Below are 18,153 nucleotides of genomic sequence, written 5' to 3'. Positions count from 1 at the left end.
CGGTGTTGCTCCGCGCTGGTGGCGAAGCCGCCCTAAACCCTGGTGCCGCGGTGCTTCGGACAGACCGCGGTGGATGGATTTGGGGCGGCTTCGCCCCCCAGCGCGGGACAAGCCCGCTCACTACAAAAATGTGCTTGCCCCTGATTCCACATTTTTTGTCTCAGTTCTTTTTCAGTCATTTGTTGCAAAGATCTACAATCCCGCCGCTTTTACCGCTAGTCTGCGGACATCTGTAATGCCGACAACAGCCTTCTACAAGAGCCCGGCGATGACTGATCTGTCCCGAATCCAAGGGCCTGCCAGCGCGGTAATCCCGACCCTGGAAGGTCGCTTCTACAGACCACCGCTGCCTGACGGCTATGTGTTGCGACCGCGGCTGTGCCAACGGCTGAGTGCCGGGTTGGACGGGCGATTGTTGTTGGTCAGCGCACCGGCAGGGTTTGGCAAGAGTTCGTTGGCGGTGGAGTTCTGCCAGGACCTGCCGGCGCATTGGCAAAGCCTTTGGCTGGGCCTGAGTGCGCGGGATAACGACCCCGGTCGCTTCCTCGAACGTCTTTTGGATGGTCTGCAACAATTCTTTCCACAGCTCGGCGCCCAATCCCTGGGTCTGCTCAAAATGCGCCAGCGCCATCAACCCTTCGCCTTTGAAGAGTGGCTCGATGGCCTGCTCGACGAGCTGTCCGTGCACCTGTCCACCCGCACGCCGCTGATGTTGGTGCTGGATGACTACCATCTGGCCCAAGGCCCGGTGCTGGACCGTTGCCTGCAATTTTTCCTCAATCATTTGCCCGATGGCCTGGTGGTGTTGGTCACCAGCCGCCAGCGCCCGGACTGGCATCTGGCGCGGTTGCGCCTGTCGCGGCACCTGTTGGAGCTGCACGAGCAAGACCTGCGACTGACCCATGATGAGTCCCTGGCGGTGCTGGATCGCCATAGCAACTCATTGCGCGGTGAGGCGCTCGACAACTTGATCCGACGCAGCGAAGGCTGGGTGGCCGGCCTGCGTTTCTGGTTGCTGGCCGCTTCCGAGGCGGGCAACGAAGACGCCTTGCCGCAAAGCCTGCACGGTGGTGAAGGACTCATCCGCGATTACCTGCTCGAAGAAGTGATCGACTGCCTGCCGAGCGAGGTGCAGGCGTTCCTGTTCGATACCGCACCGCTGGAGCGCTTTTGCAGCGAACTGTGCGATGGCGTGCGTGAAGCCCACGACAGCGCCGAAATCCTGCGTTTCCTACAGGCTCACCAGGTATTCCTGGTGCCGCTGGACGAGCAGGGGCACTGGTACCGTTATCACCATTTGTTTTCCGATTTGCTGCGCACCCGACGGGCCAGCAGTAACGTATTGCCGACCGCCAGCCTGCACCTGCGGGCGTGCCGTTGGTTCAACGCCCAGGGCCTGATTGACGAGGCGGTTGAGCAGGCACTGCGCGCCGGCCATTTGGATGTGGCGGCCAACCTGGTGCAGAACCTGTCCGAAGAGCAGCTGCTGGCCGAGCAGAATGTCGGCATGCTGCTGCGCTGGAAAATGGACCTGCCCGACAGCCTGTTGATCAGCACGCCGCGTTTGATCGTGCTGTATAGCTGGGCGCTGGGCATGGCCTGTCAGCTGGATGCGGCGGAAGAACTGTCGAGCTACCTCAGCCGCTTCCTGCCGGCACCGTCGGCGACGGCGCAAAAATCGATGCTCGCCCAGTGGTTGGCGCTGAGCGGGATTATCGCCAGGGGTCGAGGTGATCGCGAACTGACCCAGCGCTATTGCAGCGAAGCGCTGGAGAGCCTGCCGCAAAAGCGCTATGGGCAACGGCTGATGTGTTTGTCGACGCTCTCCAATCTCGCCATTGTCGATGCCGATTTGTGGCGTGCCCGTGGCTTGAACCGTGAATCCCTGGAGTTGGCGCAACGCGTCGGCAATCCCTTGTTTGAAGCCTTGGCCCATTACGACCGTGCACGGGTGTTGCAAGCACGCGGCGAGATCCTGCGGTCGTTGGACGAGGTGCGCCAAGGCCTGCAACGCCTGCATGGCCTGGCGCCGCAGCGGCTGTACGCGGTGCGCGCACGCTTGTCGCTGTACGAAGGTTACCTGCTGCTGGTGCGGTGCCAGCCCGAAGCCGGCCTGGCGCGTTTGCGCGCAGGCTTGGCCGAAGCCCGCGCCTGCCGCGATATCAGCGTGTTGATCGGCCATTGCGTGATCGCCAACTTCGAAGGGCGACGCCAGGACTTCCCCAAGGCCTTCGCCGAACTGGCCGAGGCCGAGCGCCTGATGCACATTTGGGACGTGCCGCCGATCTACTACCTGGCGATGATCACCCTGATCAAGTGCGAACTGTGGCTGGCCCAGGGCCGCACCGACCTGGCGGACGCTTGGCTCACCCGTCTGGGCCAGACCTACAACGGTGAACACGCTGCTGCCGCGCCGGAATTTCATCCGCACCTGCCGCAACATATCGGCCTGCAACAGGCCGCACTGGACGCCACGCGCCATCAGCCCGTTGCCGCACTGCACCGTCTGGACGAGCTGGCGCAGCAGGCCCACGACAACGGGCGTCAGATGATCGCCCTCATGGCCCTGACCCAACAAGCGCAACTGTTGCTCGACAGTGGCCATGAAGCCAAGGCGCGACCGATCATTGCTCGCGCCTTGGCGGCGGGCGCGGGTGGCGCGCTGCAACCCTTCCAGCGGCTGCTGGACAATCACCCCGACTGGATGCGCGAGCAGTTGGGCAAAGACCCTCATGGCCTGTTGAACCAGAGCCTGCTGGCACTGCTGCCGGCCGTCGCGGTGCCGCAGGCCACGGCCACACACGAAAGCCTGAGCGTCCGTGAGCTGGCGGTGCTGCAATTGATCGCCCAAGGCTGTTCCAACCAGGAAATCAGCAACCGACTGTTTATCTCCCTGCACACCGTGAAGACGCATGCCAGCCATATCAACAGCAAGCTGGGGGTGGAACGTCGCACGCAAGCGGTGGCGCGGGCGCAGGAGTTGCGGTTGATTGGTTAGGGCTCGCTTGGCTCGGGGCAAGCCAGGGTGGGAGCCCGATCTGTTTTAATAGTGCAATTATTCTGGCGATATCCGCTCAAAAATGCCGTTTCACTTGCACCAGAGGCCTCCCATGAATGCCCCAGCACCGACCCTTATCCGCGAAACCTTCCCCGTCGGCCCCCTGCAGTGCAACTGCACCATCATCGGCGATCCCATTACCAAAAAAGCCATCGTGGTCGACCCCGGTGGCAACCACGAACTGATTCTCGCGCGGCTGGAGGCGTTGGGCCTCAAGGTGGTGAGCATCATCCACACCCATGCTCATCTCGATCACTTCCTGGCGTCCGGCCAGTTGAAGGAGAAGACCGGCGCCACCTTGCACCTGCACAAGGAAGATCAATTCCTCTGGGATAACCTGGAAATGCAATGCCAGATGTTTCGTGTGCCCTACACACCGGTGCCGTCGCCCGATCGCTGGCTGGAAGATGAAGAAGAGTTGGCGTGTGGTTGCGGCGTGGCGTTGCACACGCCGGGGCATACACCGGGGTCGATGAGCTTCTGGTTTGCCTAATGTAGTCAAGCGTTTTTAACGAAAAATGAGCAGGGTGGATTGTATCGCTCTCATCCTAGGTGTAGATGCCAGAGGAGACTTGAAGGCTCAAGAATCCTGTGGGGCGGCACTAACATGTGGATCTGCATCAATCTCATGGCGGATGCGCTTAAAAAGTGAATCAAAGTCAGTTCCGGGTTCGGCTATCAAGAATGTCTGGACAAGTAGGCTTAATGGGTGCACCCCCATTCTTCCCGCAAGCTCTGAAGCTTTTTCAAGGGTGACGTTTCGCAGCCCTCTTTCCAAGGTGCTTAAGTACGTCCTACTGCTAATGATCCCGAAGTCTTCTTGAGTCAATGCTCTCTGAAGCCTGGTCTTGCGCAAAGCTATGGCGAAGGCGTTCTTCAGTTCCATTTGAATGACCTTTCAAAAGGAACGATGAAGCCTTTTTGAATACTATAGGGCTACAATCTATAGTGTTCATTTAGGATCGAAATCTATGTTCCAGCATTCATTCGCCACAAACTGTTTGGCTGCCGAGAGTGATAGTCGTCTCCCATCGACGATGCTCATCGTTGCCGTCTTGAATCTCAATGAGCCCGACCAAACCGTGGAGATGGTTAAGTGTTCTTCCGGACAAGCTCTTGCCGACCTATTCAACGAATTGGATCGCCCCTACGCTGAGCAGGCGATCGTCGGTGTGCAGTTTGCGATTCCACCGCAGCTCAATGGTTCAAAACGCTGGACTGTGGAAGCAGTTTTAGACTTTGCAAGAGTAAGGTCGAGGAGTCACGATGACGAGGCCTTGGATATCTATGCCTATCGTCTCGCTTCAGATGCTCTGTTCACCGACAACGCGTTAGTTGAGCTGGCAGACGTCCTCGAGTGGCGAACCCTGTATGGAGCGTCCAATGGTGAGGGAGCGTGTGATTCTCAGTTAATGGCTCACCAAGCATGGCTTTCCATTGTAATTACTACAATGGTAAATGCGGTGAATCTACCCGATGAAGAAAACGACGTTGCCTGAGATGCTTATCTTGCGATGTAAATACCGTGCTTTATCGTTATACCTCAATAGAGCTAGGCAAAATAAGCGCGAATGGTTAGGCAATCGTAATGGTGAGGCTGTGTCATGCGAAAACAAAAAAATAAGCGAAAAAAAAGCAAGTTCGTCAAACCGCTGATGGCTGGAATATATGCTCAAGAAGCGCGTCTTGTATTGGGAGAGCTTTCGGGTCGCGCGAGCAGATTCCTCAATGCGGTATCGAGTACCAACCAGGATTTGGAACCTATCGGGAGCTTAGCAGGAAAGCCGCCGCGTGTTGGATGATGACAGGCGCGAGAATGTTTATTTAGATAAGCTTACCAACGGCCATTGCGCGAAGGTCCTCGCAGGATTAGCTTGGACTTTATATATTCAGCCCTAACCCGTGATAACAGACGCTACAGCATTCCTCGTTGGGATTGATCTGATGGCCCAATTCTTCAATGCTCAACTGAAGCTCTTGCCCGAGACAAAATTTCAGGACTGGTAAGCATGCTGATACCTCAGAAACCTGTCCGCCCCTCCCTACTGCGTGAAGCGAAGATGCTCGCCATGGGTAAAACTCGGATCTTGAACTCTGGTGATTGGCTGACTGCTCAGGAGGTTGCGGAGCTTGCCCAGCTCAAGACAACCAATGCTCGTTCGCAACCCAACAAATGGAAGCGTGCCGGGAGGATTTTTGCCTTGCGCCATGAGGGGGTCGATTACTTCCCCGCCTATGGGCTGGATCCCTTGACTGGCTACAGGCCGCTGGCTGATCTGGCTGAGGTCGTAGCTATTTTAGAGAGCAAGAAGGATGGCTGGGGAATGGCCTTCTGGTTTGGCTCCTCAAATTCAATGCTAGCCGGCAAGCCCCCCAAAGAAGTTCTCAAAGACTTTCCTGAATCTGTGGTGGATGCTGCAAAAGACGAGGTTTGCAGGATATTTCATGGCTGAACGCCGACTGAATTCGATTTCAGGCCGTATTATTGTAAACGTCTGCCCAACATATCTTGCTCAACTTCATCGTCTTTCTGGGAGATGGGAAATTCACCTCGTTGATAGCCAAGCGTACCGGGCTTTCTAGAAACACCATCCGAAAATGGGTCAGAGCGCCCGAAGCCACTCAGCCGGCGTACCAACGGTGCGCAACCTTCAACAAACTCAGCCCTTTCCACGAGACGCTGGAACAGGCGCTCAAGGCCGATTCGTTCCGGCCAAAACACAACCGCAGGAGCGCCAAAGCGCTTTTCGAGCAGATCAAGGCCGAGGGTTACGACGGCGGCTACAGCCAGCTCACGGCGTTCGTGCGTTCTTGGCGAGGTGAGCAAGGCAAGTCTTTACGCGATTTTGTGCCGCTGACTTTTGCCCTCGGCGAGGCGTTTCAATTTGACTGGAGCGAAGAGAGTCTTCTGATCGGTGGCCTGTTTCGACGTATCCAGGTCTCCCACATGAGGCTGTGCGCCAGTCGCGCGTTCTGGTTGGTTGCGTACCCCAGTCAAGGCCACGAGATGCTGTTTGATATCCGTCGCGAGGAATCAATTTGAGCTCGCAATCGAATGGTGCATACGCAGCTGTCCGGTCGTCACCTCATTTCCCTGCAACGCAACAGATCGGTAGCAGTGATCGGCAGTTAATTTTACATAGGTGGTTTATCAGCGATCTCCGGCAAAATGCCACCAAAAATCCGACCAAGCACTCCCCACCCCACAGCATGGCTACAGGAGGATTTCCAATGCTCCAACGAGTCGCGGCAGGAGAGGTTTAGTGAGTCTTCTGAGCGGATTGTGGGTAACAGAATCTGCGTCTTACAGACGCGAAAAAGAAAGTCATTGAGCGCATGAGCGCCAGACGGTCGGGTAGACCATTACTGATAGCAGACGTTGACCAGTAGACCTCAAATTAAAACGCCTCAGATCCCCTAAGCATGGCAGAGACCGAAAACTCTTCAAAAAGGCCAAATACTGCCAATGTATGGCCAAATATGGCCAAATTAAAAAATAATCAAAAAATAAATAATATATAAATCAACAACTTAAAATATTTAATCAACTGGCACGAGAGACGCTAAGGAAGATCTGCCTCACTAAAGGAGTCGCCCCATGGCCAACCACTGCTACATGTCACTATCCGGTATAGGAAAATGGGACAGCGCGCTTAAACAAACGCTGGCCCAGTGGACCCCTTACCGTCGTTACATCGCCACGGCTATCAACGCCGCCGAGCAACGCTCACCCATCCTTGCCTGGCGTTTACCCAGCGTGGAGGAGCTCAACGTAATTAAGCAGCGCACCTCCAAACGGCAGGTTTCCCATAATAAATCCAAACGGCGCCGTGATCGTATCGAATGCAGCGACAGTCACGTCGGTGAATGGATCATCTTGGAACCTCGCCCTGGTTTCGAAGAAGAGCCTGACTCTACCTATGACGCGTTTCTTGACGCTCGGGAAATCCAAGAACGCGAGCCTCAACGGCGTCGGCGGGAACTGATCTGGGACAAGCGCAACAAAATCGCTGTGCTGGACCGGATCCATGAGCAACAGGCTCTTCAGGTTGAACGCCTTCCTCGCGCGCTTGAGAATGGCGACGAATCGGCTCATGCACTCATTTATCTCAAAGCCAATACATGGCCTTTGGTTTGTCAGAAAAACGCTCTTGAACACCTGGAAAGCTATCCGTCGCCGCGCTTGGGTGCACTCGTGCGGCTAGCCTCTACCCGGGCCGACTGGGAAAGCCCCACCCCCCGCGAGATGGTCGAGGATGGTTGGTTTTTCCTGCGCCCCACAGAAGATGGCACCCTTCGCGACGGTACGGCGGAACAACGCGTCTTCGTCAAACGCGCCCTTGGGACTCCAGACTACGCCGTACTGGAAGGCCCTCCAGGGTCAGGCAAGACCACAGCAATCTGCGAGCTGATTCTGCAACTCACACGCGAAGGCAAGCGCGTGCTGTTGGTCGCATCCACCCATGTCGCGGTCGATAACGTGCTTGAGAGCCTCATTGAATGGCAAGACAAGGCAGATCAGAAGTGGGTCATGCCCTTGCGCATCGGCGATGAGGACAACATTGCATCGACAGCTGTTCGGCCATGGGCCTTGAATCGACTGGTACGAACCTGCAAGGGAGAGATTCTCGATTTCCTGGACGAACCAGGAGCAGGTACCCACCTTGGCGTAAACAGTCGCGCTATGCTCGGCGAAGCCCTGCGCGGTGAAAAAGATTCAACGCTGGCCAGCATGATGCTGGATTCTTCCAATCTGGTCTGTTCGACTACAATTGGCATTCTGCAGCATCCGAGCCTCAAGCAGAAGCTAGGCCTGGAACCCTTTGATTACCTCATTCTGGATGAGGCATCGAAAACCACCTTCAGCGAATTTCTGGTGCCTGCGCTTTATGCGCGTCGTTGGGTGATAGTGGGTGATCGCCGCCAACTGTCACCCTTCGTCGACGAAACAGACTTGGCGGTGAATGTTCGCAACCTGCTGTCTCAGGATGTGGCAAACGCTGCGATGTATGGGTTTCGCGCATCGACATCAGTCAGCAAAAATAGCAGCAATACGGTGATGCTCCTCGAATCGCCAGAACAACGACAACTGATGGTCGAAGAAGCCAATGCGCGCGACGTGCCAGCGGTCGATCTCGATACCCGCGACATGTCGCTTCCATGCTTCGAGCTGGCCGGAGCCCACCTCGTCTGTGCCAGCGGCAAAACCCTGCAAGCGTGGGAACACCGGCTGCCTGGTGACCTGATCCCAAGCAACGCCGTACTGCCACAGATGCCCGACTGGGAAGCCCATCGTAGTAGCTACCCGCAAGCTCCTGAAACACTCCAAGAAGCTCTCAGTTGGGCTGATGAAGTGGCCTGGCGCCAGATCCGGGCCTATGAGCTTCGCCAGAACCCTGAGGAGCAAAAACATCTGCTTGGCGAACTCCATGCCTTACTCCCAAAAGGGACAACGGCACAGCAACGTACTCCAAGCCTGGGTGAGAACCTCGAACAGATGCGCCGCGTGGCCATGACGTCGATTCTGGAAATCCTTCAGGTTGGCGCAGGTTGTCTGCCTGACTGGGATCAGCAAACGGTACTGACCCACGGCTTACCACCACAAGCACTGGAATCACGCAGTGTATCGCTGACATTCCAACACCGAATGCATCCGGACATCTCTGCGTTCCCACGGGACCAATTTTATGCCGAGGACAATTTGCTCAATGACTCCAGCAGTCTGGAGCGAGACTGGAACTACAAGCACTACACGCGTCGTGCGGCTTGGCTAGACATCGCGCCCCGCCAGCAGAAAAAAGGCGGGCGCACACAGGGCAATCGCAACCCGGCAGAGGCAGACCAACTCATCAACGAACTGAATCAATTCATCCAGTGGGCTGAGCACGAACCACGCACCGGAAAAGACTCCGGGAAGCCTTGGAAAGTAGCTGTCCTTACTTTCTATAAGGGCCAGGAACATGAATTACGTGTACGCCTCCAGGCTATGAGTAAACAGCACGCAAACACTCGACAGTTCAGCTTGGGAAACGGTCGGATCGAAGTCTCTCTGTGTACTGTCGATCGATTCCAAGGCCACGAAGCCGATCTGGTGCTTCTGTCTTTCGTAAAATCCGGCTCGGCCGGCTTTCTCAATAGCCCAAATCGCCTAAATGTCGCTCTCACGCGTGCCCGTTACCAACTGGTACTGATCGGTCATCGCTTCTGGATGAACTCCAAAAGCTGTCGTTCTGTACTGCTGCGCAACCTTGCTGCATCGACCCACTACGCCAAGAATCTCGGATGGGACACCCCATGATCCAGCTCAAACGCTCTATTAGTGTGAAATGCTTTGAATCCCAAGCTACGGTGGCGGTGGGTCGCCAACGCCCTGAGTTCCTCGCCATTGCGCAACTGGCAGCCGACTTCGGAAGGCCGATCAATGCACAAGACATTCACCACGAACTACTACGTAACTGCCCGGAAGCCATGGTTCGCCTAGTCCTTAAACGCAGCCTTGATCTGGGCCTGCTCGAAAGCGTGGAACAGGAGGGTTATGCCCAACTTTCCATTGCGGGTGAACAGGCGCTGCAAGTAGGCCAGGTGCTGGTACCTGAGGAAGGTGTCTGGCGTTTTTATCTGACCAATGATCGGCTCATTCCTCACAGTTTGCTACATGCACATCGTCTGGAAACTGACAGCGCCCACAAATCGCGTGACGACAACCGCAAGAAGGCAGAAAAAACCGGGCCGCAGCGTGCATGCCCGTTGCCTGATCTGCTCAAGGCCTGCAAGCGCAGCACGGCAGCCCCATCAATCGTCGACGGTCAGCTGCAGCAAATCCGGGAGTTACCCTCCCTTGGGATCAACGTCCGTGACTGCACACTTGAGTTGGCCTACGAATGGACGCCTGACGGCCCCCCTCTGATCAAGCTGACAGGGGACTTGATAGGCATCGGCAAAAAAGACAAGCAGAAGATTGACGCATCACTGCCTCCCTCAACGAAAGTCGCCGACAGCTACGAGCACCTATGGAAGCTACTGGCAGCATTCGCCAGTCAGGCTGACATCACAGAACTGGACCAGTGGCATGACTACACAGGCCATCTCGTCCTTCCGGCAACACTGGCCGACTTGAGCCCCATTGAACGCAAACAGTTCACGCGTGATCTGGCTATACCTGAGTGGAGACGTGGGTACATCGGCACATTCAATCCCACGGTACTCAGTGCTGTCCCACTCGTACCGGCCTCCGATACCGAAGCTAATGAATGGGCAAAATGGCTGCAATGGGATGCGATCCAAGACGATGTCACACCCGCGGATCTGGATCAGATGGGGGATGACATACGCTCGCAGTTTCTCTACCACGACCTGAAGTTGGCCACGCCCAACGAGCTACTTGCCAAGGCACTCCATGGCAAACGCGACACTCGTAGCCCTTACCTACTTGCCCCCTATGACCTCGGACTCTGGAGCTAACTCATGATCATCGACTCCCTTCACTGCCAGACCGTCGTCGACCGAACCCATGAACCTCTCGGCCCGGGCTGGCTGCGCCGTGCCCCCACTCTTCCCGAGCAACGCGAGCAAGTGTCATCCCATGTCTGGCGTACCGGCGCAAACCTGCAGTTTCGTGACACTCTGGTTCAGGCCATCGAACAGGCAAGCGAGCATGTACTGCTGTGCTCATTCCTGCTTGCAGACACACCGCTGGCAGACGCATTGATCCAAGCGTCTGAGCGGGGTGTGCGCGTCTACATACTCACTGCTTCCGAGCAAAGACTGGACAGCCTGATCCGTGACGAAGATGACTTCGGCAAACGTATGGTCGAGCAACATAAAGCACTGCTCGCCCGGCTTGCCGGCAAAGTACGCCTACGCTCGGCTGAACATGTTCATGCCAAATTCTTAGTGATTGACGCCCTTGCACACAAGGCGCCCCGGGCATGGCTGTCCACCGCCAACCTCAACAAAGCCCTGCAAGAGAGCATCGAACTGGGCGTGCAGTTAGAGGAAAACAACGCGCGCGCCCTGGCCGAATGCTTCAACTGGGCATTCTGGTGCGAAGCCCGGCGCGAATTGCACGGCGCCAACCGGCTAGTGGAGATCAAGGGACCGCCAGCGGTGCCCCGGCGCCCGGGCCACGATCAGGTCCTTGCAACTCTGCAGGGTAGCTTCGACCTTCGCGAGGCCGTTATCACCATGATTCGCAGTGCCCAGTATGAAATTCTGGCCAGTAGTTATGGGCTTGATGCAGACCACATCGTGATTGACGAATTAATTCTGGCAGCAAACCGTGGTGTACGCGTAAGTCTGTTGACGCGCCCCCGTCCGGCTGTCGCCAACGCAGTGGCGAAGCTGGCCGCTGCTGGCATCCAGGTGCTGGCCCATGACAAGCTGCACGCCAAGGCGTTGGTCGCCGACGGGGAGGCCTTGGTCATGACAGCCAACTTCGATGCCTTTGGTCTTGACGAGGGCTTTGAGGTCGGGGTCAAACTTGCGCCCGAGCCCGCAGCAGCCGTGGAGCGAAGCCTGCGTGAGTGGATAGCTTGTTTCCCCTGGATGTACAGGGCTAACGCTACCCGCGGTGAACACCTTGGTGATTTCTGCCCCGCTGATAAAGGCGTGCGGGACGGAATTGTACGCGTCGTAGATTACCTTGAACAAAAATTGGCAGACGTCGAAGCACATGACGCACTGAGCCTAGAAAGTACACCTGGCCCTCAAGTGCAACCTACCGATGCCCCCGGCGAACTGGCGCAAAAGGTAGGCCTTGTCTGGAACGTCAAGGCGCCACGCCTCCCACAGGGCGCCACTGAGATCAAGCCGCCGCACAAAGGCGAGTCTAAGACCGCGGGTCTCGTATCACAGCCTTCCACCGTCCCGGTCTACCAGCACAAAGGCGCCAAATACATTGTTGTGGGTCGCACACAAGAGCAAGAACGGGTCCGTGACCTCGCGCAACAACTGGGCGCACGTCTAGTACTGGAGCGCGTATGAGCCGGCCAGCACGCAAGCTCCCTCAAGTGCTGCTCAGTTGGATCAGCATGAACCACGGTGGAGCGCCGATCGTCACAGCGTTACGACCCGCCTCTTGGCCTCGCTCGTTGTGGCCTCTCTCTCAACGTTTCGACTGCGTATACCTGTGCTGGCGTAACGCGCCAGACAATGACTCAGGCCAAAAGGCGCTGGAGAGAACCCGGCAAGACATCGAAAAGGTGTTCCCCAAAGACCTAAAAATCATAGACATCCAGTGGGACACCAACGCTTCGCCCACGGACCATGACGCCATTTACGACTTCGCTCTGAAAGCGCTGTGGCAGGTCCGTACAAAACATCCCGAGGCGTTGATTACTTTGCATCTGTCTCCAGGCACTCCCGCCAGCCACGCCGTATGGCTGGCTCTAGGATCGACTGGGGCCGTGGAGGGCCCCCTGCAATTGATTCAGACTCGTAAGGAGGACCAAGCGCAGAAATACGAATCGCTGGTACAGGTGACGACCTTCAAACTCGACACTTGGCTTCAACGCTACCGTAGGACGCAGCCCGGTCACGCGGGTATTGACGATGCTGGGCACAACATTGAGCCATTGCGAGCACAAAGCCCGGCTCTGCAAGAAGCGATGAAGTTACTTCAACGCTGGGCGCCCTTGCGCGTCCCAGTGTTGCTGCTGGGCGAGCGCGGAACCGGAAAGACCACGCTGGCAAATCTTTTGCGAGCCATGAGCCAATTTCAGAAGGATGATGTAAAGGATTGGCCCTCCGTGGTGTGCGGTCAGTTCCGGGTCAATCCGCAACTGGCTCAAGCCAAGCTGTTCGGCTACGAAAAAGGTGCTTTCACAGGGGCCGTAGAGTTGCACAAGGGGCTTCTTGAACAGGCCAATGGTGACTCTCTATTCTTCGACGAAATTGCAGACCTTGATCGTGACACTCAGCGCATGCTCATGGCGGCTTTAGAAGGAAGAGGCTTCCAACGCATTGGTGGAACACAAACGCAACATTCCAACTTTCGCCTGATTTGTGCGACCAATTGCAGCCTGGGTCGATTGCAGGCTGAACTGCTTGACCCGGATTTTTTTGACCGAGTCGGCACCTTCATCTTGCGAGTTCCTGCACTGAGGGAGTGCATAGAGGATATCCCTCACTTCTGGGCTAAAACTCTTGAAAGCGCGGTCAAGTCAGTCGGCATTTCTGTGGAAGGCTGGCGCCAATACTCCGACCACCCGGCCCTGTTGCGACAGTTGCAGAAACACACCCTACCAGGCAATTTTCGGGACTTACAACGTGTAGCCTTTCACCTGCTCGCCGCCCTTGCAGCCGGATGTGATCAGGATGAGGTATTGAACCAAGCAACTTCGGCGCTCCCCGAGCAGAGTTCCTCAATTGAGCATGAGATTGACCTCACCTCGCTAACACTTCAGTTGCCCGTCAATATCCGAGTCAGGTTAGCGACCCAGGAATTAGCCTGGTTCCGCGCAGCTCTGCAAAGAACTGGGAACAGCAAAACAGAAGCTGCGAAACTGTTGGGTCTGCCACGCAAGACCTTCGAAAACAGACTCGAAACGCTGCTAGACAAAGAGTCTGACAAATGATCAGCCACGCATAGCACCATGTACAAGATTGCTGGCACCGTTGAGGTCGAGATTGGCAATTGACGTAACGCGCCATGTGATCGATCATCGCTCACAACGAGAACCAAGGATGATTCAAAAATGTATTGGATTGAGATCTGTTCTGATGGCAGCTACCTAAACGGCGGAGAGCAGTACCCAATTATGGCCGAAGGCATCGAGCAACACGAAAGCGTTGACGGTGAACGCTCTGGTAACGATTGGGCCAAGACGATCATACCTTTCTCGATTGAAACCCAGCACGGGCTCTTCGCTTGGGAAGTAGAGATCATTGAATATTTGGAGCTAGAGGTCACAAGTTTTTTGGGCTACCGAATCACCGAGTACCCAGAACAAGTCCTTTTGAAAGACGAAGTTATGTTCCGCATCCAAGATGGGTGGGCTTACCCGAAGGAGACGAAGCTCGACTTGCAGCAAAAAGTACATAAAATGCGTTTCGCCCAAAAGAAGACAGACCAATGATTGATGCAGTTGACCTCTTCTGTGGTGCTGGCGGCCTGACTGCGGGCATGCGACAAGCCGGTATCGAAGTACATGCTGGCTACGATATTGAGGCACAGTGTAGGCACGCCTACGAAGTGAACAACCAGGCCGTTTTCGTTGATCAGGACGTTAAAAGCCTATCCAAAGAACAGCTTGAAGCTTGGTATCCACGAGTCGATGGGCGCTACCGCCTGCTCGCAGGCTGCGCGCCATGCCAGCCCTTCTCAACCTATAATCAGGGGAGGGACACGAGCGCTGACAGCAAGTGGCCGCTTCTGTACCACTTCGCACGGTTGATTAGGGAGTTGCAGCCGGAACTTGTGACCATGGAAAATGTACCGGATGTGACAAAACATGAGGTCTACGATGACTTCGTGAAGAACCTTGAAACTCAGGGTTATAAGGTTTGGGCCGAGCCCGTGGCATGTGTTGAATATGGTCTGCCTCAGCTACGCAGGCGTCACGTGCTTCTGGCCTCAAAACTCGGCCCTATCAAGCTAATTGAGCCGACTCACAGGGATGCACCAGTCTCCGTTCAGGAAATGATAGGTGACTTGCCCAGAATTGCTGCAGGCGACTGCGACCCGCATGATCCTATGCATCGCGCAGCTACACTCACCCCTATCAATTTGCAAAGAATCCTCAACTCCCGTGAAGGCGGTACATGGCGGGATTGGCCGCCTCACCTAGTTGCTGATTGCCACCGCAAACCTAGCGGCAAGACTTACGCTAGCGTCTACGGTAGGATGAGTAGGAATAAGCCTAGCCCCACAATGACCACCCTTTGCTACGGTTTCGGAAATGGTCGTTTTGGTCACTATGAGCAAGCGAGAGCGCTTTCCCTGCGCGAGGCGGCGATTCTTCAATCATTTCCACGAAACTATGAATTCATGCCTCCAGATAGAATCACTTTCAAGGCGGTGGGTCGCATGATTGGCAACGCGGTACCGGTGCGTCTAGGAGAAGTGATTGGTCAGAGCCTCATGAGCCATGTCAGGGCCTACGAGCAGCACCTGCATCAATGAATTCTGCTCCAGCTGACTCTAATCGTCCGGGCGACATACATAGACGACCTGACCATGGCTGTCAGTCAGTGCCTGCCACGGAAAAAGTCATTCTTGGCGGACAGCCCGAAATCGTCTTCCCGCCATTTAGGGTCAGTCTCAAACATGTGCGCTGTTCGTCTCTCCTGTTTGAGGTAAGCGAGGGTAGCTAAAAAAGTAAGCGTCCGGTAATTCCCCCCTAGATCTCGAGGCTGCACAGCGCTGCCCATTCAGCACTGACACACCTGAACCAAAGCAACCAACTGAATACCTGAAAGCAGCTGCATTAAGCGGGCTTTCAATATGAGTTATGGTCGGGCCGCTCTGCTGCGGGCCATATGGATGAGTGCTGATCTACGACTATCTTGGGAAATTCGCTCTTCGACGGCAAATGGTAAGAAGCCCAGTTTTGGATAAAGCAGCAAGCCTGCTGTATTTTCGTTGAAGCACGAGATCTGCACCTCTGTGGCGTCGTAGTGGTCGAACGCCAGAGCTGTCATCGTCTCCACGATGAAGGTCGCCACCCCCTTTCCTCGTGCCTCTTGGGCAACGATGACATTGCCGATACAGCACACCCCACCCGTTTTAGCCCGTTGAAAGTTAGCAAAGCCGACGACGCTGTTCTCGGTCTCGACAACCGTCGAGTCGAATCGTTGAGCAATAGCGTTAGACAGCTGAGCTGTAACCGTCCGGGCAACACACCTTCCTGATGCCGTCGCTTAAGGCGATGGTGTCCACCTAAATTTGATCTGACCCCGAAATGTTGGACGCCTTCTATGCCCGCCGAGCTTGAGTCCTGTATTCCACAGGGCTCAGGCCACTTAGCTTCAGCCTGATTCGCGAATGATTGTAGTAGTGTATGTAGCCCTCTATACCTGCTTCAAGCTCATCGAGACTATTGAATTTGTTCAGGTAAAAGAACTCGGATTTCAACGTGCCAAAAAAGCTTTCCATAGCCGCATTGTCATAGCAATTTCCTTTGCGGGACATGCTTGGCTTTACCGCGCGCTCGTTCAGCACGCGGCGGTAGATAGGCATCCGGTACTGCCATCCCTGGTCGGAATGCAAGATTGGTTTATCGCGTGGCCGCAGTCTCTCAAAAGCTTGCCGTAGCATCGCACCAACCATGTCGAACAGCGGGCGCCTCGCGGTCTTGAAGGCGATTATTTCGCCGTTATAGAGGTCAAGGATCGGCGAGAGATAAAGCTTCTGCCCACCGACCCGAAACTCCGTCACATCGGTTACCCATTTCTGGTTCGGTCGTTTGGCATCAAACTTCCGTTTCAGCAGGTTCGGCGCTACCTGACCCTCTTCGCCTCTGTAGGCCCGGTATTTCTTTATGCGCACACGGCTTTTCAACTGAAGCTCGCCCATGAGGCGCTGAACAGTCTTGTGGTTCACGAGATGGCCAGCTCGCCGAACCGCAGCAGTGATACGGCGATAGCCATATCGGCCCTTGTGCTCGTCGAAAATTGAGCAAATCCTGGATTTCAGCACCGCGTATTTATCAACGGATTGCTGCACCTTTTGTTGATAGTAAAAAGTGCTACGGGCCAGGCCAGCCAATTTCAGAAGGCCTTCCAGAGGGTGCTCCTGCCTCAGTTCAATCACGATTTTCGCTTTTTCCGCTGCGCTGATCGTTCCTTCGCTTGAACCAAGGCATCGAGCTTTTTTAAATAAGCAATTTCCATCCGCAACTGGCTCAATTCGGCCAGCAAATCATCACGCGTACGAGCTTCATCGTCCGAAGATTCAAGCTGAATGGACGGGATGGGGTTTGTCATTTTTTTGTGAAGTCCGCTTCCTGGCTGCCGGGACAAGGCCTCCAAACCGCCTTCATCATACCTGCGCTCCCATTCGCCAATGATGTCGGATTTCCGGATATCAAACAGAGCAGCGACTTGGCGATAGGACAGCTCTTCCTCTCGCATGCGCTGCAATACATTCAGCTTGAACTCAGGGCTGTAGTTCTTCTTTCTCTTACTTTTGAGGCCTGCGGCACCAAGCGCCTGATATGCCGCAATCCACTTTCGAAGCGAAGAAGCATTGACCCCGTGACGATGCGCGACCTCTCTGTGACCTGCGCTACCCGAACAGTAATCTTCAACAACCGACAATTTCGCCTGCTCTGTGTACTTTTTCATGACACCCCTCAATGTTGATGTCCAACATTTCGGGGTCAGATCAATTTAAGTGGACACCATTTTTAGCCTTTTTAAGCGGACGCCCATGCCACCAGAACGCCGTTCCTATTCCAACTCCTTTAAAGCCCAGGTCATCGCCGAGTGTGCGCAGGCTGACACCTCGATTGCCAATGTCGCCTTGACCCACAACCTCAATGCCAACCTCGTCCATAAATGGATTCGGGTGCATGGGCAGAAAAACCTGGCACTGCAAACTGCTTTTATTCCGGTCAAGACATTGTCTTCGACAGCGGCCCCTCAAGTTCTTCCGGCCACGATTCGAATCGAAGTGCCTCATTCAAAAGGCGTAGTCGTGGTGAGCTGGCCAGCAGAAAATGCAGCGACATGTTCCGCTTTCCTGCGAGACCTGCTGCGATGATCCGCATCGACACCATCTGGCTCGCCATCGAGCCCATGGACATGCGCGCCGGCACTGAAACCGCTCTGGCGCGAGTCGTGGCGGTCTTCGGTGCGGCGAAGCCGCACTGTGCTTATCTTTTCGCCAACCGCCGCGCCAATCGTATGAAAGTGCTGGTGCATGACGGTGTGGGGATTTGGTTGGCTGCCCGGCGCTTGAATCAAGGTCGTTTCTTTTGGCCAGGCGTGCGGCACGGTTCTGAAGTTGAGTTGGATGCAGAGCAACTTCAAGCCTTAGTGCTAGGCTTACCTTGGCAACGCGTCGGTTCCGGAGGAGCCATCACGGTGCTCTAACTCGTCTGCTATGGCGCGCTTGCCAGCGCAATTGGCCCATTAGTCTATCGCCGCTACTTGCC

13 protein-coding genes and 3 pseudogenes are annotated in these 18,153 nt (G+C 55.5%); 13 read left to right on the top strand and 3 right to left on the bottom strand.

The genetic code is table 11. The annotated features are described in order from the left end of the window. Window positions 1-268 precede the first annotated feature (268 nt). Complete coding sequence (locus DYL61_RS12630) at window positions 269-2,998, top strand: winged helix-turn-helix domain-containing protein (protein ID WP_135308564.1); 2,730 nt, start codon at window positions 269-271, stop codon at window positions 2,996-2,998. Window positions 2,999-3,110: 112 nt separating this feature from the next. Further along, window positions 3,111-3,545, top strand: a pseudogene (locus DYL61_RS12625) (MBL fold metallo-hydrolase); the annotation flags it as partial. A gap of 93 nt (window positions 3,546-3,638) precedes the next feature. Here DYL61_RS12625 and DYL61_RS12620 read toward each other — a convergent pair. Further along, window positions 3,639-3,944, bottom strand: coding sequence for a helix-turn-helix domain-containing protein (locus DYL61_RS12620; RefSeq protein ID WP_135308563.1), 306 nt, complete (start codon window positions 3,942-3,944; stop codon window positions 3,639-3,641). An 85-nt stretch (window positions 3,945-4,029) separates the two neighbouring features. Here DYL61_RS12620 and DYL61_RS12615 point away from each other — a divergent pair, with 85 nt between their 5' ends. The 9 genes and pseudogenes from DYL61_RS12615 to DYL61_RS12570 all read left to right on the top strand — a co-directional run bounded on the left by DYL61_RS12615 (window position 4,030) and on the right by DYL61_RS12570 (window position 15,179). Further along, a complete protein-coding gene (locus tag DYL61_RS12615; RefSeq protein WP_238704559.1) occupies window positions 4,030-4,557 on the top strand; it encodes a hypothetical protein in 528 nt (175 codons plus the stop codon). A 510-nt stretch (window positions 4,558-5,067) separates the two neighbouring features. Further along, a complete protein-coding gene (locus tag DYL61_RS12605; RefSeq protein ID WP_135308561.1) occupies window positions 5,068-5,511 on the top strand; it encodes a hypothetical protein in 444 nt (147 codons plus the stop codon). Window positions 5,512-5,564: 53 nt separating this feature from the next. Continuing rightward, window positions 5,565-6,077 (top strand): annotated as a pseudogene (locus DYL61_RS12600) (IS21 family transposase); the annotation flags it as partial. Between the two features lie 579 nt (window positions 6,078-6,656). After that, window positions 6,657-9,356 (top strand): AAA domain-containing protein, encoded by a 2,700-nt coding sequence (locus tag DYL61_RS12595; RefSeq protein WP_135308560.1) that lies wholly within the window; start codon window positions 6,657-6,659, stop codon window positions 9,354-9,356. Next, window positions 9,353-10,519: a hypothetical protein gene (locus tag DYL61_RS12590; protein WP_135308559.1), complete on the top strand. Its 1,167-nt coding sequence runs from the start codon at window positions 9,353-9,355 to the stop codon at window positions 10,517-10,519. Before DYL61_RS12595 ends, DYL61_RS12590 begins: the two co-directional genes overlap by 4 nt. 3 nt (window positions 10,520-10,522) lie before the next feature. Continuing rightward, entirely contained in the window at window positions 10,523-12,040 is a 1,518-nt protein-coding gene (locus DYL61_RS12585; protein WP_135308558.1) for a phospholipase D-like domain-containing protein, read from the top strand. Next, window positions 12,037-13,632, top strand: a complete 1,596-nt coding sequence (locus DYL61_RS12580; RefSeq protein WP_135308566.1) for a sigma-54-dependent transcriptional regulator — start codon at window positions 12,037-12,039, stop codon at window positions 13,630-13,632. Before DYL61_RS12585 ends, DYL61_RS12580 begins: the two co-directional genes overlap by 4 nt. A gap of 120 nt (window positions 13,633-13,752) precedes the next feature. Then, a complete protein-coding gene (locus DYL61_RS12575) occupies window positions 13,753-14,133 on the top strand; it encodes a hypothetical protein (RefSeq protein ID WP_135308557.1) in 381 nt (126 codons plus the stop codon). Further along, entirely contained in the window at window positions 14,130-15,179 is a 1,050-nt protein-coding gene (locus DYL61_RS12570; RefSeq protein ID WP_135308556.1) for a DNA cytosine methyltransferase, read from the top strand. The genes DYL61_RS12575 and DYL61_RS12570 overlap by 4 nt, the downstream gene beginning before the upstream one ends. Window positions 15,180-15,505: 326 nt before the next feature. On the opposite strand, the pseudogene DYL61_RS12560 reads toward DYL61_RS12570, so the two are convergent. Then, window positions 15,506-15,877 (bottom strand): annotated as a pseudogene (locus DYL61_RS12560) (GNAT family N-acetyltransferase); the annotation flags it as partial. A gap of 94 nt (window positions 15,878-15,971) precedes the next feature. Next, window positions 15,972-17,341 (bottom strand): IS3 family transposase gene (locus DYL61_RS12555; protein ID WP_420825071.1). Its coding sequence is split into 2 segments (ribosomal slippage): window positions 15,972-16,858 and window positions 16,858-17,341, totalling 1,371 coding nucleotides; the frame shifts between segments, so codons are not numbered across the junction. 85 nt (window positions 17,342-17,426) lie between these two features. On the opposite strand from DYL61_RS12555, the gene tnpA reads away from it, so the two are divergent. Together tnpA and tnpB are read left to right on the top strand one after the other, a co-directional pair. Then, on the top strand, window positions 17,427-17,759 hold the full coding sequence (gene tnpA, locus DYL61_RS12550) for an IS66-like element accessory protein TnpA (protein ID WP_202978028.1): 333 nt from the start codon (window positions 17,427-17,429) through the stop codon (window positions 17,757-17,759). After that, window positions 17,756-18,091: an IS66 family insertion sequence element accessory protein TnpB gene (gene tnpB, locus DYL61_RS31585; protein WP_158273383.1), complete on the top strand. Its 336-nt coding sequence runs from the start codon at window positions 17,756-17,758 to the stop codon at window positions 18,089-18,091. The genes tnpA and tnpB overlap by 4 nt, the downstream gene beginning before the upstream one ends. Window positions 18,092-18,153: the final 62 nt, after the last annotated feature.

The sequence above is a fragment of the Pseudomonas nabeulensis genome (assembly GCF_004682045.1).
In the GTDB taxonomy this organism is placed as follows: Bacteria; Pseudomonadota; Gammaproteobacteria; order Pseudomonadales; family Pseudomonadaceae; genus Aquipseudomonas; species Aquipseudomonas nabeulensis.
This window is presented reverse-complemented; position numbering and strand designations above follow the sequence as displayed.